Source organism: Rhodococcus sp. As11 (genome assembly GCF_048957735.1).
Taxonomy (GTDB): domain Bacteria; phylum Actinomycetota; class Actinomycetes; order Mycobacteriales; family Mycobacteriaceae; genus Rhodococcus; species Rhodococcus gordoniae.
Window position 1 is genome coordinate 325,194 of the sequence record NZ_JARDJE010000005.1, and the last position, 25,588, is coordinate 350,781.

At 69.1% G+C, this 25,588-nt stretch carries 26 protein-coding genes; 12 read left to right on the forward strand and 14 right to left on the reverse strand.

Features of this window, described 5'->3' with window-relative positions; all coding sequences use genetic code 11:
- Positions 1–11: 11 nt before the first annotated feature.
- Positions 12–1,289: a LuxR C-terminal-related transcriptional regulator gene (locus PV766_RS09395; RefSeq protein WP_421096914.1), complete on the forward strand. Its 1,278-nt coding sequence runs from the start codon at positions 12–14 to the stop codon at positions 1,287–1,289.
- 38 nt (positions 1,290–1,327) lie between these two features.
- On the opposite strand, the gene PV766_RS09400 is transcribed toward PV766_RS09395, so the two are convergent.
- Positions 1,328–3,103 (reverse strand): cutinase family protein, encoded by a 1,776-nt coding sequence (locus tag PV766_RS09400; protein ID WP_064065060.1) that lies wholly within the window; start codon positions 3,101–3,103, stop codon positions 1,328–1,330.
- A gap of 330 nt (positions 3,104–3,433) precedes the next feature.
- Here PV766_RS09400 and PV766_RS09405 point away from each other — a divergent pair, with 330 nt between their 5' ends.
- The 3 genes from PV766_RS09405 to PV766_RS09415 all read left to right on the forward strand — a co-directional run bounded on the left by PV766_RS09405 (position 3,434) and on the right by PV766_RS09415 (position 6,246).
- Positions 3,434–4,519 (forward strand): S-(hydroxymethyl)mycothiol dehydrogenase, encoded by a 1,086-nt coding sequence (locus PV766_RS09405; RefSeq protein WP_129976371.1) that lies wholly within the window; start codon positions 3,434–3,436, stop codon positions 4,517–4,519.
- Positions 4,516–5,151 carry an MBL fold metallo-hydrolase gene (locus PV766_RS09410; RefSeq protein WP_016934745.1) on the forward strand — a complete coding sequence of 212 codons (636 nt, stop codon included), beginning with the start codon at positions 4,516–4,518 and terminating at the stop codon, positions 5,149–5,151. The genes PV766_RS09405 and PV766_RS09410 overlap by 4 nt, the downstream gene beginning before the upstream one ends.
- Before the next feature lie 72 nt (positions 5,152–5,223).
- Positions 5,224–6,246 (forward strand): CobW family GTP-binding protein, encoded by a 1,023-nt coding sequence (locus PV766_RS09415; RefSeq protein WP_064065057.1) that lies wholly within the window; start codon positions 5,224–5,226, stop codon positions 6,244–6,246.
- A gap of 15 nt (positions 6,247–6,261) precedes the next feature.
- Here PV766_RS09415 and PV766_RS09420 read toward each other — a convergent pair whose 3' ends face one another.
- The 4 genes from PV766_RS09420 to glp all read right to left on the reverse strand — a co-directional run bounded on the left by PV766_RS09420 (position 6,262) and on the right by glp (position 10,504).
- Positions 6,262–7,689 carry a DEAD/DEAH box helicase gene (locus PV766_RS09420; RefSeq protein ID WP_129976370.1) on the reverse strand — a complete coding sequence of 476 codons (1,428 nt, stop codon included), beginning with the start codon at positions 7,687–7,689 and terminating at the stop codon, positions 6,262–6,264.
- 223 nt (positions 7,690–7,912) lie between these two features.
- A complete protein-coding gene (locus PV766_RS09425; protein WP_064065055.1) occupies positions 7,913–8,326 on the reverse strand; it encodes a molybdenum cofactor biosynthesis protein MoaE in 414 nt (137 codons plus the stop codon).
- Positions 8,319–9,317, reverse strand: coding sequence for a bifunctional molybdenum cofactor biosynthesis protein MoaC/MoaB (gene moaCB / locus PV766_RS09430; RefSeq protein ID WP_421096915.1), 999 nt, complete (start codon positions 9,315–9,317; stop codon positions 8,319–8,321). The genes PV766_RS09425 and moaCB overlap by 8 nt, the downstream gene beginning before the upstream one ends.
- A complete protein-coding gene (gene glp / locus PV766_RS09435; RefSeq protein ID WP_421096916.1) occupies positions 9,314–10,504 on the reverse strand; it encodes a gephyrin-like molybdotransferase Glp in 1,191 nt (396 codons plus the stop codon). The genes moaCB and glp overlap by 4 nt, the downstream gene beginning before the upstream one ends.
- 129 nt (positions 10,505–10,633) lie before the next feature.
- Here glp and moaA point away from each other — a divergent pair, with 129 nt between their 5' ends.
- Positions 10,634–11,692, forward strand: a complete 1,059-nt coding sequence (moaA, locus tag PV766_RS09440) for a GTP 3',8-cyclase MoaA (RefSeq protein WP_064065052.1) — start codon at positions 10,634–10,636, stop codon at positions 11,690–11,692.
- The gene (locus tag PV766_RS09445) at positions 11,685–11,963 is read left to right on the forward strand and encodes a MoaD/ThiS family protein (RefSeq protein ID WP_064065051.1); all 279 of its coding nucleotides are present in this window, start codon (positions 11,685–11,687) and stop codon (positions 11,961–11,963) included. The genes moaA and PV766_RS09445 overlap by 8 nt, the downstream gene beginning before the upstream one ends.
- Here the strand turns inward: PV766_RS09445 and nadE are convergent.
- Complete coding sequence (gene nadE / locus PV766_RS09450) at positions 11,960–12,796, reverse strand: ammonia-dependent NAD(+) synthetase (RefSeq protein ID WP_129976367.1); 837 nt, start codon at positions 12,794–12,796, stop codon at positions 11,960–11,962. The genes PV766_RS09445 and nadE overlap by 4 nt on opposite strands.
- A 65-nt stretch (positions 12,797–12,861) precedes the next feature.
- Here nadE and PV766_RS09455 point away from each other — a divergent pair, with 65 nt between their 5' ends.
- Together PV766_RS09455 and PV766_RS09460 are read left to right on the forward strand one after the other, a co-directional pair.
- The gene (locus tag PV766_RS09455) at positions 12,862–13,662 is read left to right on the forward strand and encodes a fructosamine kinase family protein (RefSeq protein WP_064065049.1); all 801 of its coding nucleotides are present in this window, start codon (positions 12,862–12,864) and stop codon (positions 13,660–13,662) included.
- The gene (locus PV766_RS09460; RefSeq protein ID WP_129976365.1) at positions 13,659–14,207 is read left to right on the forward strand and encodes a nucleosidase; all 549 of its coding nucleotides are present in this window, start codon (positions 13,659–13,661) and stop codon (positions 14,205–14,207) included. Before PV766_RS09455 ends, PV766_RS09460 begins: the two co-directional genes overlap by 4 nt.
- A gap of 8 nt (positions 14,208–14,215) precedes the next feature.
- On the opposite strand, the gene PV766_RS09465 is transcribed toward PV766_RS09460, so the two are convergent.
- The 3 genes from PV766_RS09465 to PV766_RS09475 are packed head-to-tail and all read right to left on the reverse strand — an operon-like array spanning position 14,216 to position 16,133.
- The gene (locus PV766_RS09465; RefSeq protein WP_016932936.1) at positions 14,216–14,632 is read right to left on the reverse strand and encodes an META domain-containing protein; all 417 of its coding nucleotides are present in this window, start codon (positions 14,630–14,632) and stop codon (positions 14,216–14,218) included.
- Positions 14,633–14,656: 24 nt separating this feature from the next.
- Positions 14,657–15,445 (reverse strand): META domain-containing protein, encoded by a 789-nt coding sequence (locus tag PV766_RS09470; protein ID WP_255161329.1) that lies wholly within the window; start codon positions 15,443–15,445, stop codon positions 14,657–14,659.
- A gap of 4 nt (positions 15,446–15,449) precedes the next feature.
- Positions 15,450–16,133 (reverse strand): TetR/AcrR family transcriptional regulator, encoded by a 684-nt coding sequence (locus tag PV766_RS09475; RefSeq protein WP_064065046.1) that lies wholly within the window; start codon positions 16,131–16,133, stop codon positions 15,450–15,452.
- A gap of 89 nt (positions 16,134–16,222) precedes the next feature.
- Between PV766_RS09475 and PV766_RS09480 the strand changes: the two genes are divergently transcribed.
- The 4 genes from PV766_RS09480 (at position 16,223) to PV766_RS09495 (ending at position 20,672) form a co-directional block, all read left to right on the forward strand.
- Positions 16,223–16,780 carry an NAD(P)H-dependent oxidoreductase gene (locus tag PV766_RS09480; RefSeq protein WP_064065045.1) on the forward strand — a complete coding sequence of 186 codons (558 nt, stop codon included), beginning with the start codon at positions 16,223–16,225 and terminating at the stop codon, positions 16,778–16,780.
- A gap of 201 nt (positions 16,781–16,981) precedes the next feature.
- Entirely contained in the window at positions 16,982–17,554 is a 573-nt protein-coding gene (locus PV766_RS09485; protein ID WP_064065044.1) for a 2Fe-2S iron-sulfur cluster-binding protein, read from the forward strand.
- Entirely contained in the window at positions 17,551–18,552 is a 1,002-nt protein-coding gene (locus PV766_RS09490) for an FAD binding domain-containing protein (RefSeq protein WP_064065043.1), read from the forward strand. The genes PV766_RS09485 and PV766_RS09490 overlap by 4 nt, the downstream gene beginning before the upstream one ends.
- Entirely contained in the window at positions 18,549–20,672 is a 2,124-nt protein-coding gene (locus tag PV766_RS09495; RefSeq protein WP_421096917.1) for a xanthine dehydrogenase family protein molybdopterin-binding subunit, read from the forward strand. The genes PV766_RS09490 and PV766_RS09495 overlap by 4 nt, the downstream gene beginning before the upstream one ends.
- Here the strand turns inward: PV766_RS09495 and PV766_RS09500 are convergent.
- The 5 genes from PV766_RS09500 to PV766_RS09520 are packed head-to-tail and all read right to left on the reverse strand — an operon-like array spanning position 20,652 to position 25,587.
- Positions 20,652–21,119, reverse strand: a complete 468-nt coding sequence (locus PV766_RS09500) for an ATP-binding protein (protein ID WP_084421957.1) — start codon at positions 21,117–21,119, stop codon at positions 20,652–20,654. The two genes, PV766_RS09495 and PV766_RS09500, sit on opposite strands and share 21 nt — an antisense overlap.
- The gene (locus PV766_RS09505) at positions 21,109–21,444 is read right to left on the reverse strand and encodes an STAS domain-containing protein (RefSeq protein WP_026003014.1); all 336 of its coding nucleotides are present in this window, start codon (positions 21,442–21,444) and stop codon (positions 21,109–21,111) included. Before PV766_RS09505 ends, PV766_RS09500 begins: the two co-directional genes overlap by 11 nt.
- Positions 21,441–23,396, reverse strand: a complete 1,956-nt coding sequence (locus tag PV766_RS09510) for a glycosyltransferase (protein WP_255161325.1) — start codon at positions 23,394–23,396, stop codon at positions 21,441–21,443. The genes PV766_RS09505 and PV766_RS09510 overlap by 4 nt, the downstream gene beginning before the upstream one ends.
- Positions 23,393–24,634 (reverse strand): PP2C family protein-serine/threonine phosphatase, encoded by a 1,242-nt coding sequence (locus PV766_RS09515; RefSeq protein ID WP_421096918.1) that lies wholly within the window; start codon positions 24,632–24,634, stop codon positions 23,393–23,395. The genes PV766_RS09510 and PV766_RS09515 overlap by 4 nt, the downstream gene beginning before the upstream one ends.
- Entirely contained in the window at positions 24,631–25,587 is a 957-nt protein-coding gene (locus PV766_RS09520) for a glycoside hydrolase family 26 protein (protein WP_421096919.1), read from the reverse strand. Before PV766_RS09520 ends, PV766_RS09515 begins: the two co-directional genes overlap by 4 nt.
- Position 25,588 lies beyond the last annotated feature (1 nt).

Genomic DNA, 25,588 nt, shown 5'->3' on the forward strand with positions numbered 1-25,588 from the left:
ATCGTGGGCACGTGAGTCCCACCGCCCGTCGTCCCGAGGTCCTGATCGCCGAGTTGCGCGACGTCCTCACCGGTCCGCTCGCGGAGATCGCACAGCGCTTCTCCACCTACGTCGCCGACCTCGCTCCGCACAGCGCCATGGTGATCTTCACGAGGGAATGCACGGGCAGACCACGGAAGGTGGCCGGTGACCCGTCGATCGTCGACCGGGTGACCATCGCCGACCTCGACCGGGTGCGGAGCGAACTCACCGTGGGGGAGATCCGTCGCGGCAGCTTCCGCGTCGCGGGGCGCGATCGCGAGGTGTGCGCGATCCTCGACAGTACGGACACGTTGTTGCTGTTCGTGCCGCGTGGCGCGCGGGCGACCGCCTCGGCGCTCGAACTCGTGCGAGCGGCGTTCGGCGTGGTCGCCACCGGGATCCGGCTCCAGGTGCACACCGCGAGCCCGGCATATCTTGCGGAATCGAGGGCCGCTTCGGCCGAGCGGGCCCGCACCGTCGCCGAACTCACCGAGTCGCACGCCGTGACCCTTGAGACGATCCTCGCGACCCTGCGGTCGAAGGATCTCGACGACACCCGCGCCCGGACCACGGCGCGGGAGACGGCGACCGAGGCGCTGATCGGTCTGCGGTCGGCGGTGGATCTGCACCGCGAACTCGCGGAGGAGGCGCTGACCACCGCGTTCGCCCGACTGCACGGCGAACTGCGCGAGCTGGTGCGCCACCGTCGGCTCGACCTGCAGATGGTCGCCCCGCAGGTGGGTGGACGGGGACTGCCGGGCGAGGTGGCGCATGCGGCCCGCGCGATCGCCCGGGGTGCGGTGCTGGCGATGTCGGGGCAGACCGACGTGACACGGGTCCGGGTCGCGTGGAGTTGCGACAACTCGACTCTGCTGGTGGACGTGCGCGACGACGGCACCGGCGAGATCGAGGTCGCCGAACTCGAACGTCAGCTCCGTGATCGCGTCGAAACCCTGGGCGGAAGTATCGAATCCGAATCGACTCCCGGCTGGGGGACGCGGCTCGCGGTGAGCTTCCCGCTCGACCTGCCGGTCGCTGCGACGGACGGGCAGACGCTCGATGCGCTCGCCGCCCTCGCGCCGCGCGAGATCGAGGTGCTCGAGCATCTGGTGGCGGGACGCCGCAACCGCGTCATCGCCGAACGTCTCGGCGTGAGCGAGTCGACGGTGAAATTCCACGTGGCGGGGGTACTACGAAAGCTCGGCGTCAGCACTCGCGGTGAGGCCGCGGCTCTCGGTGCAGAGGCCGGGGTCCGCGCCGCGGGCTGACGCCGAGTGCTCGGTCGTCGTCGACTACCCGAGGTGGGTCAGGCAGCCGGCCGGATCGACGTCGTCGTCGGAGCGACGGTCGTCGTCGGCGTTCCGGAGGAGGTGGTCTCCCCGGCTCCCGTGGTGGTCTCACCCGTCGCCGGGGTCGTGCTCTCCGACGGTGCCGGTGCCGGGGCCGGGGCCGTGGTGGTCACCGGGGTGGGCGTGGCTGCCGGCGCACCGGCTTCGGGTGCGAGCGGGGCCACCGGCGCGGCGGGATCGCCTGCGGGTGCCGGTACGCCGTCGACGGAGGCGGGCACGCTGCTGTCGACGACCGCCGCACCGTCGGTCTCGGTCGCGGACGGCGAGATTTCCGGTGTCGTGGACGCCTCGGCCGTCTCGGCCTTCGCCGTCTCCTCGGCGATCAGGAGGACTGCGGCCTGGTCGACCTTCTTCGGGTCGACCTTCTTGCCGTCCTTGGCCTCCTTGGCCAGGTGCTCGAGCCATGCGGCGGCGTACTCGACGGTGGACGTGCCCTTACCGTCGATGTCGTCGTCCCAGTAGTCGAAGTGGTGACCGTAGTGGTCCCGGGTCTCCTCGTTGTAGCCGAAGGTCTGGTCGTAGGGGTCGGCGAGCACCACCGCGAGGGTGTTCTGGTTGCTCCTGATGAACCCGACGACCTCCTTGACGATCTTCTCCGGCAGGTACGCGAGGTTCGACAGACGCTCCGCGGGGATCGGGGCCTCGGCACCGCTCTCGCCGGTGGCGTCGGAGGCCACAGGCGTGGTGGGGCGTGCGGTGGCGGGGTCGTAGCTGGGGTCGGAGACCTTGATCAGCACCTCGAGGAAGGTCTCGTCCGAACGCATCCAGTCCGGGTTCGCCGAGATGTCGGCGAGGGCGAGCAGCGCGACCCTGCCCATGACCTGGGCCAGGTCGGCGCCCGTCGCGGGGGTGAGACCCTCGCGCTCGAGCGCATCACCGTTGACCTGACGGCCCACGTTCGCGAGCAGTTCGATCAGCGCGATGTTCTCGGGTGCCGAACAGGTGAAGTCGCCCTCGGAGCAGAACGACGCAACCTTGCCGGCGAGCTTGCCGAAGTCGCCGCTGGTACCGGGAAGCACTCCGCGGCCGGGGACGGGATCTGCACCCGGCTGGTACGGACGGTCGAAGCCGTCGGGGTTCGTGCCATTCTGCGAACCCGGGAAGAATCCTTCGCCTTCCTTGCGGCCGGCGTCGGAGAGGATGACGACGCCGCTGACGGCGTCGGGATCGATGATGTCCCAGGAACCGTCCTCGCCCTTCTCCTGCGCACCGATCTGCATCGCGGCGCGGCGCGCGACGTCGGCGCCCTCACTGAAGCCGACGATGGCGAACTGGGTGTCGGGGCAGGACCGCCGGATGGCCTTCATGACCTCGATGGTGTTCTCGGCGCCCTTGTCCACCGCGTTCTCGTAGCTGGCGAGGTCGGCCGGGTACTCGATGTAGATGGCCGCGTAGCCCTCGCCGTTCGCGTGCTCTCCCATCGGGGCGTTGATCACCGGATCCACCCACATACTGTTGTAGGCGCCCTGCTGGCCGGCAGGAAGCCTTTTGCCGTTCTCGTCGACGAGCATCTTCGACTCGTCGCGAGGGATGTCGCCGCGACCGCCGATGCCCAGGCTGACCATGTCGTGACATTCGGTGGTCTTCGCGAGGCCGGCGAGATACGGGTCGGCCACGGTGGGGGTGTCCTGCTGGGGTAGCACGATCGCGGCCGCTGCCACGACTCCGAGTGCGGTGGGAGCGAAGACGCCGGCGAGAATTCTCCGACGCGACAGCGACTTTCGAAGTGCCATGGGCCTCTACCAATCCGTTTCTCACCGAGGAATTGCCGGTCCGCCGAAGTGCGACGGGTCGTAACGGATTTCGTGAAGGCCGGTCGGAGCGTTACATGGAGACGGCTTTTCCGAGGTGGCGGCGGTGAACACTTCTGCGAGCACCGGACGCGGAATCCGAGGGAAATACGCCAATCGGGCAATGGGGAAGTCGGATGGCCTCCTGGCCGTTCGGCGGGGTCGGACCCGTCGAACGATCAGGAGCAGAGCGTCGCGGGAGTGGCTAGGGTCGGAATCACCGGAAGTCGGAATCACCGGACACAGCCGGTCGCATCACGAAACGGAGACACCATGTCGCAAACAGTCCGCGGAGTCGTCGCTCGCTCTAAGGGAGCGCCTGTGGAGGTCGTGCCCATCGTGATCCCCGATCCCGGACCCGGTGAGGTCGTCGTCGCGATCGCCGCGTGCGGGGTGTGCCACACGGATCTGCACTACCGCGAGGGTGGCATCAACGACGAGTTCCCGTTCCTGCTCGGCCACGAGGCCGCCGGTGTCGTCGAGTCCGTCGGTGAGGGTGTCGACTCCGTCGCCGTGGGCGACTTCGTCGTCCTGAACTGGCGCGCGGTGTGCGGACAGTGTCGCGCGTGCAAGCGCGGTCAGCCGCAGTACTGCTTCGACACCTTCAACGCCACGCAGAAGATGACGCTCGAGGACGGCACCGAGCTCACCCCGGCGCTGGGCATCGGCGCGTTCGCCGACAAGACCCTCGTGCACGCCGGCCAGTGCACCAAGGTCGACCCGAGTGCCGATCCGGCCGTCGTGGGCCTGCTCGGTTGCGGTGTCATGGCCGGTCTCGGCGCCGCCGTCAACACCGGCGGAGTGTCGCGTGGCCAGTCCGTCGCGGTCATCGGCTGTGGCGGTGTCGGCGACGCCGCGATCATGGGGGCGCGTCTGGCGGGCGCAGGCACGATCATCGCCGTCGACCGCGACGACAAGAAGCTCGAGTGGGCCACCGATCTCGGCGCCACCCACACCGTCAACTCCACCTCGGTCGACGCGGTCGAGGCGATCAAGGAACTGACGGGCGGTTTCGGTGCCGACGTCGTCATCGAGGCCGTGGGCCGTCCGGAGACCTACAAGCAGGCCTTCTATGCCCGCGATCTCGCCGGCACCGTCGTCCTCGTGGGTGTGCCCACCCCGGACATGACCCTCGAGATGCCGCTGATCGACTTCTTCTCGCACGGCGGCTCGCTCAAGAGCTCGTGGTACGGCGACTGCCTGCCCGAGCGCGACTTCCCGACCTACGTCGACCTCTACCAGCAGGGGCGTCTGCCGCTCGAGAAGTTCGTCACCGAGCGCATCGGCATCGACGACGTCGAGAAGGCCTTCGAGACGATGCACCGCGGTGAGGTGCTGCGTTCGGTGGTGGTCCTGTGAGCACCTCTCCGATCCGCGTCGACCGCGTCGTCACCTCGGGCACCTTCGAGCTCGACGGCGGCGAATGGGAGGTCGACAACAACATCTGGCTCGTCGGCGACGACTCCGAGGTGGTCGTCATCGATGCCGCGCACACCGCGCAGCCGATCATCGACGCCGTCGGTGGGCGGAAGGTCGTGGCGATCGTATGCACGCACGCCCACAACGACCACATCACGGTGGCGCCCGAACTGTCGGAGAAGCTCGACGCGCCGATCCTGCTCAACCCGGCCGACGACATGCTGTGGGAGATGACCCATCCGGGTGTCGCACACGGCACGCTCGAGGACGGGGAGCGGATCCGGGTTGCCGGCACCGACATCCAGGCGATCGCCACACCGGGTCACTCACCGGGCTCGACCTGCCTGTACCTGCCGGAGGCGGGTGAGCTGTTCAGCGGCGACACCCTGTTCTCCGGCGGGCCGGGCGCGACGGGCCGCTCGTTCTCGGACTTCCCGACCATCATCGGGTCGATCCGCGACAAGCTCTTCGTCCTGCCCGCGGAGACCACGGTCCACACCGGTCACGGCGACGGCACCACCATCGGTACCGAGTCGCCGCATCTCGAGGAGTGGATCAAGCGCGGCAGCTGATGCCGCCGGTGCGCGGTTCCGGTAGCGGCGGCTACCGGAACCGCACACGCGCACACCGCTAGTCTCACCTTCATGGCGAAGAAGCAGATCCCGGTGATCGTGGTGGCCGGATTTCTCGGCGCGGGGAAGACGACGCTGCTCAACCACCTTCTGCGTAATACCCGCGGTGCGCGGATCGGCGTGATCGTCAACGACTTCGGCTCGGTCAACATCGATTCCATGATGGTCGCCGGGCAGGTCGACTCGATGGTTTCGCTCAGCAACGGATGCCTGTGCTGCGCAGTCGATGTCAGCGACATGGACGCGATGCTCGACAAGCTCGCCCACCGCTCGTCCGATCTCGACGTCATCGTCGTCGAGGCCAGCGGACTCGCCGAGCCCCGCAACATGATCCGGCTCGTCGCCGGCTCGGAGAACGAATACGTCACCTACGGCGGCCTCGTGCTCGTCGTCGACGCGGTGGAGTTCGCCGCGACCGCAGCGCAGCATCCCGAACTCGAACAACACGTCGCTCTCGCAGATCTGGTGCTGGTCAACAAGACCGACCGCATCGACGGTGACGCTCACGACGATCTGCTGACCCGCCTGTGCCGGCTCAATTCCCGCGCGGCGGTCGTCTCCACCGACCACGGCCGCATCGACCCGGCGCTGTTGTTCGACATCCCGGAGCGTCCGGATCCCCGGCCCGGGGAACAGCTCACCCTCGACGAACTGCTCTACGAGCAGGACGAGCACGACCACACCCATCTGCACGAGGGCTACGACGCGATCACCTTCGAGGCCGCAGATGCACTGCACCCCCGCGTGCTGGTCGATTTCCTCGAGAACCAGCCCGCAGGGGTGTTCCGTATCAAGGGATATGTGCGTGTCACCGCCGGATTGCACACCGCCGACTATCTGGTGCACACCGTGGGCGACCACATCCGGTTCGACACGGTGGGCCGACGGGACGATGTGCCCGACGGGACGCAACTCGTCGTCATCGGCGCCGATCTCGACGCCGACGACGTACGGGAGCGATTACGGCGCTGTGTGCCGACCGAACCGGTGTCCGCGGACGCGATGTACGCGATACACCGGTTCACACCCCGCTGACGCGGGCGGTCGGACTCAGCGTGCAGCGGAGGTGCGGCGCTGGGGGCGGCGGCGGCCACCGGTTGCGGCACCCTGACCGGCCGAACGCTGACCGCCGGTCGCACGCTGTCCTCCCGAGGAGCGCTGTCCATCCGCGGAACGCTGTCCGCTCGAGGAGGAGCGCTGCCCCGAACCGGAGCGCTGGGTGGAACCCTGACGGGGAGCCGACGTCCGCCGACCGCCGCCGTTGCGCTGCGGACGCGACGGCGCGGCAGCCTGCTTCGGAGCCGGCGGAACATGCGGCGCGATCTCGCCGACGAGCTCGAGCACGTGCTCGGAGTCCGCTGTCACCTTCACCGGGGTGACGTCGATCGCGGCCTTGCGCATGATGGCCGCGAGATCCTTGCGCTGGTCGGGCAGCACGACGGTCACGACGTCGCCCGTGCTGCCGGCGCGGGCGGTACGGCCCGAGCGGTGCAGGTATGCCTTGTGCTCGGCCGGAGGATCGACGTGCACGACGAGTTCGACGTCGTCGACGTGGACACCGCGCGCAGCGACATCCGTCGCGACGAGCACTCGGGCCTCACCCGACGAGAACGCGGCGAGATTGCGGTCGCGGGCGTTCTGCGAGAGGTTGCCGTGCAGGTCCACCGCCGGGATACCGGAGTCGGTGAGCTGCTTGGCGAGCTTGCGGGCCTGATGCTTGGTGCGCATGAACAGGATTCGGCGACCGGTACCCGACGCGAGGGTGCGGACGAGGTCCTTCTTCGCCTCCATGCCCGCGACATCGAAGACGTGGTGGGTCATCGCGGCGACGGGGGAGGTGGCCTCGTCGACCGAGTGCATGACCGGGTTCTTCAGGAACCGCTTGACGAGCTTGTCGACGCCGTTGTCCAGGGTGGCCGAGAACAGCAGCCGCTGACCGTCTTTCGGTGTCGCCGTCAGGATGCGGGTGACGCCCGGCAAGAATCCGAGGTCGGCCATGTGGTCGGCCTCGTCGAGCACCGTGACCTCGACGTCGTCGAGCGCGACGAACTTCTGGCGCATGAGATCTTCGAGGCGGCCCGGGCAGGCGATGACGATGTCGACACCGCGACGCAGGGCTTCGACCTGGCGCTTCTGCGACACGCCACCGAAGATCGTGGTGACCTTCAGTCCGGACGAATGCGCGAGCGGTTCGATCGCCGCGGCGATCTGGGTCGCCAATTCGCGGGTGGGTGCCAGGATCAGGCCGCGCGGCCGGCCGGCCGCCCGGGTGCTCCTGCCGGCGAGACGAGCGGCGAGCGGGATCGAGAAGGCCAGGGTCTTACCGCTGCCCGTGCGTCCGCGGCCGAGCACGTCGCGACCGGCGAGGGTGTCGGGGAGAGTGTCCACCTGGATGGGGAAGGGGCTGGTGATCCCGGCGTCGTTCAGCGTGGCGACGAGCGGGCGGGGCACCCCGAGATCGGAGAAGGATGTGGTCATGGAACAGCGCTGCCTTTCGATGCGGCGTGTGTGCACTCGACGGGCCGTGCCCGTGGTGCTGTGCGATCGCCGCAAGGAAAGCCGGTGCATCTGTGCGTACTGCATCTGTGCGTGCGGGCCGGGCACGATCCCGGGCCGCCGGTATCCCACGACGGTGGGTGTCGTCGTGACACCCGAACCATGTCACCCTACCGCATGTGCCGAGTGCCGCCCGCCGTCGTGGCTACAGGCCCACCCACTCCGACAGTCCCGCGGTGAAGTGCTGACGTTTCCAGATGGGCACCTCGGATTTGATGCGTTCCACCAGTTCGGCGCAGGTGGCGAAGGCTTCCGCGCGGTGTGGGGCGGCCACGGCCGCGACCAGCGCGAGATCGCCGATGGTGAGATCGCCCACTCGGTGCACCGCCGCGACCGGCAGTCCCGATGTCGCTGCAACGTCCTCGCAGCACCGCCGCAGGAAGGCTTCGGCATCGGGATGTGCCTGGTACTGCAGCGCGGTCACCGACTGCCCGCCGTCGTGGTTGCGGACGACGCCGGTGAAGACCACCACGGCACCGTGTTCGGCACCGGCCACCGCGGCGTCCACCGCCGCGGGATCCAGTGGCTCCGACGAGATCCGGGCCAGTAGTTCACTCATGAGCGCCGCCTCCTGCGACTTGGGCCAACAGATGGTCGAGGATCGGGTCGAGAGCGGCGAGACCGTCCTTCACCCCGCCGGGCGAGCCGGGCAGGTTCACGACGACCGTGCGGCCCACGAGACCGGTGACCCCCCGTGAGAGGACCGCGTGCGGGGTGGCCGCGAGTCCGCGCTGCCGGATCGACTCCGCGATACCGGGCAGTTCGCGATCGAGCAGCGCGAGAGTCGCTTCGGGGGTGGCGTCGGTGGGCGAAGCTCCGGTACCGCCGGTCGTGACGACGAGGGCCGGGCCCGGACGGACCGCGTCGGCGAGACCGGCGGCGATGTCGGCGTCCGCGTGGACGAGGGGGCCGCGGACAGCGAATCCCTTGTCCACGAGCCACGATCGGATGAGTGGTCCGGTGCGATCCTCGCGGGTGCCCGCGGCGACACCGGTCGATGCGACGACCACCGTGGCGGAGCGCCCCGACTGTTCCGGCAGTTGCTCTTCCGGCACCGGCTGCCCGTCCCGGTCGGCAGCGTCGTCGCGGGTCCAGTGGCCGCGCTTGCCGCCCTCCTTGGAGATCAATCGCACGCCGTCGAGAACGGCGGCCGGATCGACGGCTTTGACCATGTCGTGCAGGGTCAGGCCCGCGACGGCGACCGCGGTGAGTGCCTCCATCTCGACTCCGGTCGGACCCTTGGTCTTCGCGGTGCCCTCGATCGTGATCGAGGTGTCGGTGAAACCGAACATCACCTTCACCGACGACAGCGCCAGCTGATGACACAGGGGGATGAGTTCCCAGGTGCGTTTCGCCGCGGCGATACCCGCGATGCGCGCCGTCGCCAGGACGTCGGCCTTGGGCATGTCGTCGGCCCGGACGAGCGCGATCACCTCCGGGGTGGTGACGAGTTCGCCTGCCGCCACGGCGATCCGGGTGGTATCGGTCTTCGAGGAGACGTCCACCATGCGGGCACGTCCCTGGTCGTCCAGGTGGCTGAGATCGGTCACAGGATCCGTACTTTCACGAGGTCTCCGGCTTCGAGGGAGGTGGTGTCGGCGGGGATGTCGAGAAGCACGTCGGCGGCGGCGAGTCCGGCGACGAGATGCGACCCGTGCCCGCGGAAGGGGGTCACCCCGTTCTCGTCGAGCCGTCCCCGCAGGAACTGCCGGCGACCCGGGATCGACGTGAGATCGGTGGTGAGCGGTAGTTTCTCGCACACGACGGGCGGATAACCGGCGGCGGCCCGCAGTGCCGGTCGCGCGAACACCTCGAACGAGACGAGGGCGCTGACGGGATTGCCGGGGAAGGTCAGGATCGGGACACCGTCGACCACCGCGGTGCCCTGGGGTCCGCCCGGCTGCATCGCCACCGACACGAACTGCCCGCCCCGAGGCCCGAGCGTGTCCTTCACGACCTCGAAGTCGCCCTTCGACACCCCACCCGAGGTGAACACGACGTCGGCGACACCCACGGCGTGTCGGAGCATCGTCACGAACTCCTCGGGATCGTCGTGGCAATGGTCGATGGTCACGACGTCTGCGCCGTTGGCCGTCGCGCTCGCGGCCAGCGCAGGCCCGTTGGAATTGAAGATCTGGCCGGGGCCGAGTTCGCTCCCGGCCGTGACGAGTTCGCTGCCGGTCGAGATGATCGCGACCCGCGGCCGTGCACGGACAGGGATCGAGGTGAGACCGACGGCGGCGAGCGCGGCGATGTGACGGGCGGCGAGGACCGTGCCCGCGGGGAGCAGCAGATCGCCCTTGCGGACGTCGGTGCCCGCCTCACGCACGTAGGTTCCGGGCGTCACGCTGCGCTCGACGGTGACGGTGTCCGGGCCGGGGGAGAGGGTGTCCTCGACCGGAACGACGGCGTCGGCGCCGTCCGGGACGGGTGCGCCCGTCATGATCTTCAGCGCGTGACCCGGTTCGAGCACCGCGACGGTGTCGCCCGCGGCTACTACTCCCTGCACGGGCAGATCCGTGGGGATCGACGCGAGGTCGTGCGCGCGTACGGCGTAACCGTCCATCTGGGAGTTGCGGAAGGGCGGCAGGTCCAGCGGGGACTCGATGTCCTCCGCGAGTGTGCGGTGCAGTGCGTGGGCGAGCGGCACCCGCAGCGGGCTCTTCTCCCGCAACGGGCCGAGCAACTCCGCCACGTGCTGTTCGTGTTCCTCCACGGACCGCCTGCCGCTCGTCATGCCGCCATCCTAGGCACACGAGTGGCGTGCCCCACCGTCGACGATGCGCCGCGTGTGCCCCGTCTGTCCCGATGCGGTGTCACGACCATAGGTTGTAGGCATACTGGGCTGTATGAAAGCGATGGTCGTATGACAGCGGTGGACATGGGCATCCCGGTCGTGCGCGATCGCGCAGACGACGTGTCCGATCGGCCCGACGTGCCCGAGCTTCTCGACCGTTTCGGTCGCATCGCCCGCGACCTGCGGGTATCCCTCACCGAGAAGTGCTCGCTGCGCTGCACCTACTGCATGCCCGCCGAGGGACTTCCAGAGATCCCCCGCGACAAACTGCTCACGAGCGCCGAGATCGTGCGTCTGGTAGGCATCGCCACCGGTCGGCTCGGTGTCCACGAGGTGCGCTTCACCGGCGGGGAACCGCTCATGCGCCGCGATCTCGAGGACATCGTCGCCGGATGCGCGGAGCAGACGCCGGGCCTGCCGATCGCACTGACCACCAACGCGGTCGGTCTCCGGCATCGTGCACGGGCGCTGGCGGACGCCGGACTGACCCGGGTGAACATCTCCCTCGACACCATCGACCGCGAGCACTTCGCGCGGCTCACGCGCCGCGACCGGCTCGATTCGGTGCTCGACGGTATCCGGGCTGCGGTGGCCGCCGGGTTCGGACGGGTGAAGGTCAACGCCGTCCTGATGCCGGAGACGCTCGAAGGCGCGGCAGACCTCTTGGCGTGGTGCCTGGACGAGGGCGTCGAGCTGCGGTTCATCGAGCAGATGCCCCTCGACGCCGATCACACCTGGGCGCGTTCGCGGATGGTGCCGGCCCAGCAGTTGCTCGACGTGCTCGGCCGACGGTTCACGCTCACCGAGACCGAACGGGAGGATCCGTCCGCGCCGGCCGAACGCTGGCTCGTCGACGGCGGCCCGGCGACCGTCGGGATCATCGCGTCGGTCACCCGTTCGTTCTGCGGCGACTGCGACCGTACGCGCCTCACGGCCGAGGGAACGGTTCGGTCCTGCCTGTTCAGCGACCGGGAGACCGACCTGCGCGCGGCCCTGCGGGGCGGCGCCACCGACGACGAACTCGCCGCGGTGTGGCGTGGGGCGATGTGGAACAAGTGGGCCGGACACGGCATGGACGCGGCGGACTTCGCGCCGCCGCAGCGGAGCATGGGAGCTATCGGTGGCTGAGGCGACGACCGGGATCGAGGTGCGGTACTTCGCCGCGGCGGCGGACGCGGCCGGACGGGAGAAGGACACGATCGACCTGCCGGTGGACGCGGATCTCGGCGCGCTGCGCGCCGTCCTCGTCGACCGCTACGGACCCGGCATGGAGCGCGTCCTGTCGGTGGCCGCCTTCCTGCTCGAGCCCGGCGACGGCGGTACGGGCGAACTCACCCGGGACCTCGGCCGCCCGGCCGGGTCCCGAGTGGACGTCCTGCCGCCCTTCGCGGGTGGTTAACCGTTGCGCCACCAGGTATCGAAGGGCGCCACGGGCATCGTGCGCTTGTGCCGCGTGTCGAGGAACTTCGCCTCGAGCCGCTCGGCGAGGTCGTCGGTGACGTCCTTGCCTTCGAGATAGTCGTCGATCTCGCTGTAGGTCATGCCGAGCGCTTCCTCGTCGGGCAGCGCGGGGCGGTCGTCCTCGAGGTCGGCGGTGGGAATCTTGACCCAGGTGCTCTCGGGCGCCTCGAGCTCGCGCAGCAGCGCCGCGCCCTGCCGCTTCGTCAGACCGGACAGGGGAGTGATGTCGGCGCCGCCGTCGCCGTACTTGGTGTAGAAGCCGGTCACCGCCTCGGCGGCGTGATCGGTGCCGACGACGATGTGGCCGAGTTCGCCGGCGATCGCGTACTGGATCATCATGCGCTCGCGCGCCTTGATGTTGCCGCGCACGAAGTCGCGCAGACGCGTCTCGGTGCCGTACAGCGCGCGGGCCGCCTCCGAGGCCGTCGCGTCGGCGCCGGGCTTGACATCGACGCCCAGCGTGCGGTCGGCGCCGATGAATTCCAGTGCGACGAGGGCGTCGTGCTCGTCGGCCTGCTTGCCGTAGGGCAGGCGGACCGCGACGAACTCCGCGGTGTGGCCCTCGGCGCGGAGCTTCTCCGCCGCGAGCTGGGAGAGCTTGCCGGCGAGCGTGCTGTCCTGCCCGCCGCTGATGCCGAGCACGAATCCCTTCGCGGGAGTGCTTCGGAGGTAGTCGGCGAGAAACTGCACCCGCGCGTCGATCTCGGCGCGTGGGTCGATGGAGGGCTTCACCCCGAGTTCTTCGATGATCCGATCGCGAAGGTTCGTCATCTGCACGACACTAGCGTTCCCGTGTTACTGCTGCGATACAACAGCGAAGAGGGCGGAGGCGAAGAATGCGGTCGGGCAGACTCTTCGGCGTGAGCACCGGAGAGCTCTTCCGCAAACACGATCCGCACGCGCACCCGGATTTCTTCCGTGCCGAGGCGGCCGGTCTGGCGTGGCTCGCCGAGACCGGTATTCCGGTGGCGGCCGTGCGGTCGGTGGGCGAGCACCACATCGAACTGGACCGGGTCGCCGAGGCGGCTCCCTCCGCCGAGGCCGCCCGGAACTTCGGTGCGGCACTCGCCCGGATGCACGACGCCGGTGCAGCCGGCTTCGGCGCGGCACCCGACGGTTACGACGGGCAGCTGTTCATCGGGCGCCGTCCCATGAGCCGCATCGTGCACGACACCTGGGGCTCGTTCTACGTCACCGAACGGGTGCTGCCCTTCCTGCGCATCGCGGTCGACGCCGGGAGCGTCACCGGCCGGCAGTGCCGCGACATCGACGCCGCCTGCGATCTCGTCGCGGCGGGAGCCTTCGACGACGACGATCCACCCGCGCGGCTGCACGGAGACCTGTGGAACGGCAACGTGCTGTGGTCCCCGCAGGGAGTGGTCCTGATCGATCCCGCCGCGCACGGCGGCCACCGCGAAACGGATCCGGCGATGCTCGCGCTCTTCGGCTGCCCGCATCTGGGCCGGGTCGTCGAAGGCTACGACTCGGCGCATCCGCTGCGCGTCGGGTGGGAGCGGCGGGTGCCCGTGCACCAACTGCATCCACTGGCGGTCCATGCCGCGGGATACGGTGCCGGGTACGGGCGGGAGCTGCACCGGGCGGCACTCGCGACCCTCGAACTCGGAGGCAGTACGTGAACGGGATCCTCGTCGTGTCCGCAACCCGCGCCGAGGCGGCGCACGTGCCCGAGCGCTACGAGACGGTGATCACCGGGATCGGCAAGGTGGACGCGGCGGTCGCCGTCACGGCGGCGCTCGCGGCGTATCCGGCGGACGCACGTCCGCTCGTCGTGAACATCGGGACTGCCGGCGCGTTGCGCACCCACCACTCGGGACTGTTCCTCCCGTCCGCCGTGCTCAACCACGACATCAGCAGCGAGATCCTGAAGAGCCTCGGTCATCCGGTGCAGGACGTCGTCGAGATCGACGACGGCGACGGCAGCGTGCTCGCGACGGGCGATTCGTTCGTCTCGGACGCGCAGGTCCGCGACGCGCTCGCCGCCCGCGCCGATCTGGTGGACATGGAAGGTTTCGCGATCGCCTACGCTGCTCGGCGCATGGGCGCGCGGTGCCGGCTCGTCAAACACGTGAGCGATCGGGCCGACGACTCCGCGCTCGAGTGGCCGAAGCAGGTCGACCGCAGCGCGCAGGCACTCGCGCGGTGGCTGGTCGAGCGCTACTGAGGCGCGTCTCAGCGCCCGTTCGTGCGTTCGGTGAGCGTGACGGTCACCGATCCGGTGGTCAGGGTGAGGGCCTCCCCGTCGAGCGTCCATCGGGGTGTGCTCGCGAACAGTGTCCGCACCCAGTCGTCGGCGCCGTCGCGCGGGGGTGGGCACGCCATCCTCGTGGACGCCAGGGTTCCGGCTCGGATCCGTCCTCCGGACAGGTCGGCGGTGCCCGTGAACCGGTTGCATCCGGCGGATGCGGCGAGCCGCTCCCGGGCGGGGAACGACAATTCCAGCGGGCCACCCCCGGGGATCGGCCGACCCGTGACCTCGGTGGAGACGTAGCGGCGGCCGATCGGATCGGACGGCGATCCTCCGATTCCGCATCCGGACAGCACTGCCCCCAGAGCGAGGACGGCGACGATGCGGACTGCTCCCGGCATGCGTCTCACGGTACCGAGAACGGATCAGCGGGCCGTGAACTCCAGTCCGTCGGTGCCGTTCGGCGCGGTGAGCGTCATCGACGAACCCTCGATGCTGTAGGTGGTCTCACCTGCGAGCACCTCGAGGATATGTGTCTCGATGGTGGTGACCTCGGGGTCGGCACAGGCGGCGCGGGTCATGGTGAGCGGTTCGAACAGGACGACGTCGTCACCGACTTCCGCGGTGCCGCCGAACTCGTTGCAGCCCGTGTTGCCGGTGACGGTGCCGTCCTCGGAGAACACGAGCGTCGGCGCAGCGTTCTCCAGTGCCGTCGAGGTGGTCACGGCGTCGGCGGTGCGCAGCGACGTCACGACCCATTCGGTGCCGGCGATCGGACGGTCGGGGTCGACGACCTTCTCGTCCTCGAGGGAGACGGTGATGTCGTCGCCGGTCAGGGTGACGGAGTTCCCGTCGAGCGACCAGCGGGGTTCCGCTCGGAACAGGGCGGTGAGCCAGGCGTCGGCGCTCTCTCGCTCGGGTGGACAGGCCATCATCGTGCTCGCGAGGTCCGATGTCTTCACCGTGCCGTCGGACAGGTCCACGCCGCCGACGAAGCGATTGCATCCGGCGGTCGCCGAGATGCGTCCGTCCTCCGGGAACGCGACCACCAGCGGTCCGTCGCCGGGGATCTGGGTGCCCGTCACGTTCGTCGACACGAAGGTGCGACCGGTGAGGTCGTCTGCGGAGTTGCCGGCCGGATCCGGCTCGGTGCTGCACGCGGCGGCCACGGCAGCCAGGCAGACCAGCGCGCATACCCGGAATGTACGAAACATACCGTTACGGTACGGCGCTCGACCCGGATTTGCGGCTACCTCGGCCCGTGACGACGCGGTGTGCCAGTTCGGCCCAGTTGTCGGCGAGTCGGCGCAGCGGGTAGCCGAGCTCGCGCCACTGGTGGAGCACGAGCGTCGCCTCGAGCGACGCCACCAGCGAGGTCGCCAGCAATCGGGTGTCGCCGCCGACGTCGGCGGCGCGCAGCAGGGCGTCGACGTGGGCGAGCGAGACCAGGTGGGCGGGGGCGGAGTAGTGGGAATCCCCGGCGGCCTCGGCTGCGCGGAGAAGTTCGCCCTGTACCTCGACGAGCTCGATGCGGGCACGGCCGAAGGCGATCAGCCGGTCGAGGGGTTCGGCGTCCGGGCCGAGCGGCGGCGGGCCGAACAGGAAACCGTGCTGGAACTCGCGCTCGCTGTGGTCGAGCAGTGCGCGGACGAGGCCGGCGCGGGAACCGAACCTGCGGAAGACGGTGCCCTTACCGACCCCGGCACGCGCTGCGACGGCATCCATCGTCACGGCGTCGACGCCGCGTTCGGCGACGAGCAGGGTGGCGGCGTCGAGGAGGCGGGACCGGTTACGCGCAGCGTCACCCCGTTCGGAGAGTTGCTCCTCCGCCAGGGGCAGCACCCGATCGTTCGCCAGGGGCAGTGCTCGACCGTCCGCGTGCGGGAGGGGGCGGGTGTTCACAAGGTCACACACTAGCGGGGCGGGGAATAAAGCGGACCGCGGTCCGTTTAACATTGCGTAGTCAACCACTTCGACCCGAGGATGTTCCCATGACCCGAGTTCTCGCCCTCGTCGGCAGCCTGCGCGACGGCTCCGTCTCCCGACAGCTCGCCGAGACCGCCGCCGAGACCGCCGCCGAGAACGTCGAGGTGACCCTCTACGAGGGCCTCGCCGACGTTCCCTTCTACAACGAGGACCTCGACGGCGATGCGGCTCCCGCTGCTGCCGTGGCCCTGCGTGACGCTGCCGCCGACGCCGATGCGCTGCTGATCGTCACGCCCGAGTACAACGGCACCGTCTCCGCGGTGCTCAAGAACGCCGTCGACTGGCTGTCCCGTCCCTACGGGGCCGGCGCGCTGAGCGGCAAGCCCGTCGCCGTCGTCAGTCAGTCGCCCAGCCGGAACGCCGCGAAGTGGGCTCTCGAGGACACGGTCAAGACCGTCGGAATCGCCGGCGGCACGATCGTCGACGGCGGTTCGCTGTCCGTCGGTGAGACCTTCGGTAAGTTCTCCGGCGTCCACGCCAAGGAGCACGCCGAGACCGCGCAGCAGGTCGCTGCGGTCGTCGCTGCACTCGCCGACGCCACCAAGGTGCTCGCGAACGCCTGATCGGAACGTCCGCCCTCCGGTGGGCCGATCGACCCCGACACCCGCGGTGCCGGAGACTCCCGAGGTCTCCGGCACCGCGGGTGTCCGCGTCTCTGCGGGTCCGTCGCACCGCCGGAAGTTCGGCGCGTCGTGTTCTCGACGGTTCGATGCGGCCTGCAGCGGGAATGCCCCGAACACAGCCCACCGTTCGGAGGTTTGCCCATGACAACCGGGGACACGAGAACCGATACCGGCCACCGACCCGATCTCGACATCGTTCTTCACGTCGACGGGGTGGAGCGTCGCGTCCCGATCGACGTCCGCACCACCGTGCTCGACGCGCTGCGCGACCGCCTCGGGATCACCTCCCCGAAGAAGGGCTGCGATCTCGGTCAGTGCGGAGCATGCACCGTGCTGATCGACGGCCGTCGTGCCCTCTCGTGCCTTGCCCTCGCCGTCTCGCACGACGGCGCCGAGATCGTCACCGCCGCCGGACTCGCCGACGGGGAACTGCACCCCCTCCAGGCACAGTTCATCGAGGACGACGCCTTCCAGTGCGGCTACTGCACTCCCGGCCAGATCTGCTCCGCTGTGGGGATGCTCGACGAATTCGCCGACGGGGCACCGAGCCACGTCACGGCGGACCTCGAGCACGCGCCGGACCTCGACGACGACGAGATCCGCGAACGCATGAGCGGCAATCTGTGCCGCTGCGCCGCCTATCCCAACATCGTCGCGGCGATCCGCACCGTCGCGAGCGGAGACAGCCGAGTCGGTAGGGAGGACACACGGTGAGCTCCCTCCGGTACGAGCGACCGGCCGATCCCGCCGCTGCGGTCGCCGTCGTGCACGAGAACCCGGGCGCGGTCTTCCTCGCGGGCGGAACGAATCTGGTCGACCATCTCAAACTCGGCGTCGCGACCCCCGAGCTCCTCGTCGACGTCTCGCATCTGCCTCTCGACACCGTCGCGGAGTCGGCGGACGGAGGAATCCGGGTGGGTGCCAACGTCCGCAACAGCGACCTCGCCGCCCATCCGTTCGTGCGGCGCAACTATCCGATGCTGTCGCGCGCACTGCTGTCCGGTGCCTCGCCCCAACTCCGGAACACCGCGACCACCGGCGGCAACCTGCTCCAGCGCACGCGCTGTTCGTACTTCCGGGATGTGACCACCCCCTGCAACAAGCGCGAACCCGGCACCGGTTGCTCCGCCATCGGCGGATATACCCGCTACCACGCGATACTCGGTGCGTCGGAGCACTGTGTGGCCACCCACCCGTCCGACATGGCGGTCGCCTTGCTCGCGCTCGACGCCGAAGTCCTCGTCCTCGGCCCGGACGGTGAACGTGCGATCGCGGTGGAGGACTTCTACCGGCTTCCCGGCGGCACTCCCGAGCGCGACACCGTGCTCGAACGCGACGACCTCGTCGTCGGCGTGCGGATCCCGGCATCGCAGAGTTCGCTGTCCACCTACCGCAAGGTGCGCGACCGTGCGTCCTACGCCTTCGCGCTGGTCTCGGTGGCGGCCGAGATGACCGTGGCGGACGGGACGATCACCGGTTGCCGCCTCGCGTTCGGAGGGGTGGCGCACCGTCCGTGGCGGGCGCATCGAGCGGAAGCCGCACTTCTCGGGCAGCAGCCCTCCGGCGAGGTCTTCGCCGCCGCGGCCGAGGCCGAACTCGCCGGCGCGAGCCCCCTCGACGGCAACGCCTACAAGATCCCGTTGCTGCGCCGAACCGTGGTGGCGACCCTGCGCGAACTCGACGAACGACGGGAACGAGGTGAATCCGCATGAGCCCCGAGCCGATCCGAGCGGGCGGACGCTCCACCGCGCGAATCGACGGACCGGCGAAGGTCGCCGGGACGGCGCCGTACGCCTACGAGCACCCGGTCGACGATCCGGTCTTCCTCGTGCCGCTCACCTCCACCGTCGCCCGGGGCCGGGTCGACCGGATCGACACGGCCGCCGCCGAAGCGGTACCCGGGGTGCTGAAGGTGCTCACGCCCTGGAACGCCCCGAGGCTCACCGACGAGGCCGAAGGCGAGTACTCCGTCCTGCAGACACCCGACGTGCTGTACCGAGGGCAGATCATCGGAGCGGTCGTCGCGGAGAGTCTCGAGATCGCCCGCGAGGCATGCTCTCTGCTGGAGGTCGAATACAGCGAGGAACCACACGACGCCCTCTTCCGCGCCGACCATCCCGATGCCTACACGCCCGAGACGGTCAACGGTGGCTACGAGCCCGATTCCGAGCGGGGCGATGTCGACACTGCGTTCGCCCGTGCCGACACTGTGGTCGACCAGTGGTATTCCACACCCGAGGAGCACAACAACCCGCTCGAACCGCACACCGTCGTTGCAGTGTGGCGGAGCGACGTGGTTCCGTCGAACGGTACGGCCGATGCGTACACCCTGACCCTGTACACCTCGACGCAGCACCCGCACGGTGTTGTCGAGACCCTCGCCCCGGTGTTCGGCCTGGACGCCGACCGGATGCGGGTGGTCTGTCCGTACATCGGTGGGGGATTCGGCTCGAAGGGTGGCCCCCACGCGCACGACGTGCTCGGCGGATTGGCAGCACGGGCCCTCCCCGGGAGGGCGGTCAAGTTCGCGGTTTCCCGGCCGGACATGTTCGCCTATGTCGGCTACCGGTCGCCGACGGCGTCGCGGGTCCGGCTCGCGGCCGACCGCGACGGCAGGGTCACCGGCCTGGTGCACGAGGTGTTCGCACAGTCGTCCCGGGTCACCGAGTTCGTCGAACAGGCGGCGGTGCCGTTGCGCAATCTCTATGCCGTGGACAATATCCGTACATCCCACCGCGCGATCACACTCGACGTCCCGGCGCCCTTCTGGATGCGCGCTCCCGGTGAGGCCCCCGGCATGTTCGCCGGTGAGGTCGCGATGGACGAACTCGCCGCCGAACTCGGCATCGACCCGATCGAACTGCGCATCCGCAACGAACCCGAAGCCGATCCCGAGACGGGGAAGCCGTGGTCGTCGCGGCGTCTCGTCGAATGCCTCCGAGAGGGCGCACAGCGATTCGGGTGGGATCCGTCGGATCGCGAACCCGGCACCCGTCGGCGACGCAACACGCTCATCGGTACCGGCGTGGCGGTCGCGACCTATCCGCACATGGTCAATCCCGGTTCGGAGGCACACATCCGGCATCTGGGGGAGGGCCGCTACTCCGTCCGCATCGGAGCGACCGACCTCGGCACCGGTGCGTGGACGGCGCTGACGCTCATCGCCGCCGACGCCCTCGGATGCCGGCCCGAGGACGTGGACCTCGAGATCGGCGACAGCGCGCTTCCCCACGGCACCGTGGCCGGTGGCTCCTCGGGTACCTCGTCCTGGGGCACCGCGATCGTCACGGCCGCGGAGCGATTCGGCAAGCGCTTCGGTGACGATCCGCCGGTGGGCGCGGAGCTGTCCGCGTCGGCAGCCGAGAACCGCGAACTGGAGCACTACACCGCGCAGTCCTTCGGCGCGCACTTCGCCGAAGTACACGTCGACGCCGACACCGGGGAGATCCGGGTGCCGCGGATGTTCGGCCTGTTCTCCGTGGGACGGGTGATCAATCCGCGGACGGCACGTTCGCAGTTCATCGGAGGGATGTCGTTCGGGATCTCGATGGCCTTGTTCGAGGAGAGCATCCGTGACGCGCGCTTCGGGCACGTCGTCAATCACGACCTGTCCGAATACCATGTGCCGACCCACGCGGACATCCGTGGGATCGAAGCGGAGTGGCTCGACGACGAAGATCTGCACGCCACACCGATGGGTTCGCGGGGGATCGGTGAGATCGGGATCGTCGGCAGCGCCGCCGCGGTCGTCAACGCCCTGTGGCACGCGACCGGAGTGCGGGTGCGGCACCTGCCCGCCCGGCTCGACGACCTACTGGTCGGCTTGCCCTGACCCCTCGGATCGATAACAGACGAGTGTCCAGCGATTGATGCCCGCCTGACGGCGGTACCGGAGTTCGTCGAGCGCGGCGAGGGCGATGGCGAGCCCTCGGCCGCGTTCGGCGAGTGCGTCGGGGAGCTCGACCGAACGCAGATCCACCCGGGCCGGGGCGCCGTCGTCGACGAACACGGCCTCGAGACGATCCGGATGGAGTTCCAGGGTCAGCGCCACCGAGACCGCGTCTCCCCGGCCGGCATGCTCGATGATGTTCGCGCCGATCTCGGCGACCGCGATCTCGAACTGCATGCGATCCGAATCGTCGAGCTCCTCGGCGGCGAACATCTCGGCGACCAGATCCATGATCCGGTCGAGGGTGCCTTCACTCGTCGTGGCGGACAGCTCCCACCGCCCCGAGGGGCCCTCGGCCGGTTGCGCTTCGGGTGACCGGTCAGTCGCCATCGAAGGCCACATCCGCGGAATCGTGTGTCGTCAGCACCCGGTCGAGCCGGGTGAGCGCGAGCACGCTCTGTACCTGGGCGGTCGGTGCGGCGATCCGCAGGTCGCCGCCGGCCTGACGGGCCGCCTTCAACCCGGAGACGAGTGCGCCGAGCCCGGAGGAGTCGATGAAATCGGTTGTGCTCAGGTCGACCACGAGCCGGTGGGATCCGTTCTCGACGAGATCGCGCAACTGCTCGCGCAGGCGCGGTGCCGCAACCATGTTCAGGCGACCGGTGGGTTGCACGACCGTGCTCGTTCCCACCTGGCGGGTTTCGTAGTGGCTCATCGATCTCCTTCGCTTTCGGGTCCACGGTAGCGAGCTGCCTGGATCACCACCGAGAGAATGAACAGGTCGAACACGACCCAGACGAGGTTCGCGGTGACTCCCAGCACCGAGATGTCGCCGAGGAACAGCCGCACGGTGCCGATGACCGCCGCCACCACCAGCAGCGCCATGACGAGCAGCTGCTGCCGGAACAGATACCACGGGACACCTTCGCCCCCTTGGCGTGTCTTCGGCGTGACCGCGAAGTCCAGCGGCTTGTCGAAGTACACGTTGAGGAAGGCCGTCCAGCACGCCCTGATCCACACCGGGAAGAGCGCGAGGCTGTACTGCTGGCCCCGCCAGGTCGGCGTCCCGCGGCCCACGATGAAGAACAGCAACTGACTCAGGATGAGGAACGGGACCAGTCGCGAGAAGAAGTCGAGACTGAACGCCTCGACCGGCAGGATCCCGAAGACGAGATAGATCACCGGCGCCGCGAAATAGGCGAGCGCTGCGAAGCCGGAAAGATAACTCCACATCGTCGACCAGTACATCAGGCGCTGGGGTACGGTCATGCCCTTCTGAACGAGCGGGTTCTCCCGCAGCATCACCTGGATCGTGCCCTGTGCCCACCGGAGTCGCTGGGTGACCATCGTCTTCGGATCCTCCGGGGCGAGCCCGTAGGCGAGGATCTCGTGGTGGTAGACGGACTTCCAGCCGGCGCCGTGCAGGCGCATCGAGGTGGCCATGTCCTCGGTCACGGAGATCGTGGCCAACGCCAGCATCGGCTCGGCCTCCTCTGCACGGTCGACATCGACGGCGCGGATCATCGCGCGGATCGATTCGAGCGCGCCGAGCGGTGACCACTCGCGGTCGGCGAGGCGTTCGAGGACGGTGTCGTCGATCGTGAGCGCATCGGTGCCGTGCGCGTCGAGCGCTGCGATCTCCTCGAGATCGGCCCGGATGCTGCCGAAGTCGGCGTCGACGATGCTGCGCGCGGCGGCGTCGACCGTCTGCTGGAAACGGAAGGTGACGTCGGCGAGTGCCGCACCGGTCCGGAGTTCGCCGCGTGCCGTGCGCACGGCACGGCGCACCGAGTCGAGTGCCGCGGCCACGTCCGGCTGGTCGGCGGGCACTTTCCGGCGTGCCCGGTCGACCACCCTTCCCGCGGTGCGCAGGGTGCGTTCCACACCGTCCTCGACGGCCTGGACATAGCCGGCGATGCCGAGCTGCATGAGTGCTTCACGTCGCAGGATCGCATTGGACCCGCAGAAGAAGGCCGCGTTCCAGCCGTCCTTGCCCTGCTGGATCGGCCCGTAGAACAACGGCGCCTGACTGCCGAGCGGATCGGAGTCGGGCACATTGGTGAAGTACTGCGGCGTCTGGACCAGTGCCATGCTGTCGTCGGTGAAGTATCCGAGTGTGCGGTCGAGGATCTCGGGCTCGGGAATCTGGTCGGCGTCGAGGATGAGAAGGAACTCGCCGTCGGAGTGCAGCAGGGCGTTGATGAGATTGCCGGCCTTGGCGTGACGGGGCTTGTTCGTCCAGCTCGCCGACCGCGTCATGTAGTCGACGCCGAGTTCGGCTGCGGCCGCGGCGAGTTCGGGCCGGGCTCCGTCGTCGAGGATCCACGTGCGGTGCGGATAGCGGATGCGCTGCGCGGCTGCTGCCGTGCGCAACACCAGATCGACCGGTTCGTTGTAGGTGGTGATGAAGACGTCGACCGTCATGCCGGCGGGTGCGATGGGCGGCTCGGGACGTCTCCTCAACCGCCACATCGTCAACGCGAACAGCAGCGAATCGATCAGGCTGTACGTCTCGGCGAGAACGAGCGGGACCGCGATCCACCACGCATCCCAGTTCACGGAGAACAGCCAGCGCCAGACGATGTAGTTCAACCCGACGATGACCGTGAGGACGATGAGGACGCGCAGGAAGGGGGACGGGTAGCCCTCCTTCGTGACCGCGTTCACGACGCCGTCTCCCGGCGTAGCGCGACCACCGTGACGTCGTCGAGCGGCGGATTGCTCTCCGCCAGCGCACGCGCGGCGGCCACCAGTTCTTCCGGGTCGGCCCGGTCGGCGACGAAACGGCACAGAGCCGCCGGGTCGCTCTGTTCGTCGAGCAGGTCGAGCAGGCCGTCGGAGCAGATCACGAGCATGTCGCCCGCATCGAGCCGCGCGGTCTCGGACCTCCAGGTGGTCGCGGGAAAGATCCCCAGCGGAGGACCACCACCGCTCGTCAGTGGTTCGACCGTACCGTCGGCGCGGCGGATCGCGGCCAGCCCGTGCCCGGCATCGGCGTAATCGATGTCTCCCGTGGAGAACTCGAGCGCGGCGAGGAAGGAAGTGACGAACGTCCCGGTGTGCTCGAAGTCGTCGGCGAGGTGTTCGGCGCCGACGGTCAGAGTCATCCCGGTGTCGAGGACGCCGACCGGACGAGTCCCGAAACGCTCGAGCACCCGCGCGACCCCCCGCATCGAGGAGCGCACGGCCGACGACAGGATGGCGGCGCCCAGGCCCTTGCCCATGACGTCGGCGACGGTGATCACGATCCCGTCGCGGAGCCGGTAGTGGTCGTAGAAGTCACCGCCCACCATGAAGGCGGGCAGGCAGATCGTGGCCATCTCGTAACCGGGAAGGTCCGGGAGCGGCCGGGGGAGGAGCTGGTTCTGGATCTCGGCGGCGCGGTCGAGTTCGTCGGCGCGATCGAGTTCACGTTGGGCCCACTCGGCCAGCTCGGCGAAGGTGTCGAGTTGATCCGCGTCGAGGTTCCGCTCCTCGGTGTCGTAGATGCAGAAGGTGCCCACGGGGTGACCGTTGGGTCCGTACAGGGGATAGCCCGCATAGAACCGGATGCCCCCCTTTCCGCCGATACCGGGGATGTCCGCGAAGGCGGGATCGGAGGCGGCATCCGGGAGGACGAGTACGGGATCCTCGGGTTGCGCGTAGGCCCGGGCGATCGTGGTGCGGCACACCGTCCTCTCGCGCGGTACGTCGGAGAGCTCCAGTCCGAGGATCGATTTGAACCACTGCCGATCGCGATCCATCAGCGAGAGCGAAGCCATCGGGACACCGAACACGCGGCACGCGATGCGGGTGATCTTGTCGAACCGTTCTTCGTGGGGGGTGTCGAGCAGTTCGAGCAGCTCCACGTCACGCATGCGTTCGTTCTCGAGATGTTCGGGGAGGAGCGACGCCTCGGCTGTCATCGTGCGATGTGTCTCCTGTACAGAGCGTCGCTCAGCGCCCCCGCGGACTCGGGCGTGCTGGTCAAGCGCCAATCGGTTTCTTTGTTGTGATGGAACCACACGAATGTTGTGACCGCCGGGTGACTGTCCAAGTAACCCACCAGATCCCGGATCCAGTCCGGCTTCGATCCACCGGCCTCCGCGCTCGCGACCTCCGTGACAGCGAGGGGACGCCCCGGAGCGAGCCGGCCGAGTTCGTCCAACGTCGGTCCGAACAATTCCTCGGGGGACTGCCACCGACTCCACGGCCGGGTGGTGCCCCAGTTGTAGCCGTCCACTCCGACGACATCGACGTACTCGTCACCCGGATACAGGGGGGCGATGGGACTGCTGCCCTCGTGCGGGACGTTGACCGTCCAGATCCAGCGCACGTTCTCGACGTTCTTCGACGCGAACAGATCGTGCACATGCCGCCACGCGGCGACATACGTCTCCGGCGGGGTCCCTGCCGCAGGGCTCCAGGGGTACCAGTCCCCGTTCGGTTCGTGGGCGAATCGCAGATAGACCTTCCCACCCCAGGCGGCGAGCTCGTCGGCCCAGCGGTAGAGGTGGTCGTCGTGGACGCCGGCGGCGATGTCGCTCATGGTCACGGACGTCCGGTCGTAGTCGTGGTCGCGGCGTATCCAGGGTTCCCACGTGACGATCGGGTCCGCGCCCGAGGCCCGCACGATGTCGAGGGCGCCGATGGGAGGAGGGGAGGGGAAGTCGACGAACCACAACACCGCGCCCGGCGCCGTGCCGACGGCCTCGGCGACCGCGCGGTACTCGTCGACGGCCACCGGGCCCCCCGGGGTGCTGATGCCGAAGCGGGGGCACGCGGTGCTCGTCTCGTCGAGCGGGGCGGCGATCGGTTCGCATGTGCGGCGCGGGTCGCAGGCGGTGCACAGGGACAGTGCCAGGAGGGTGGCGGCCATC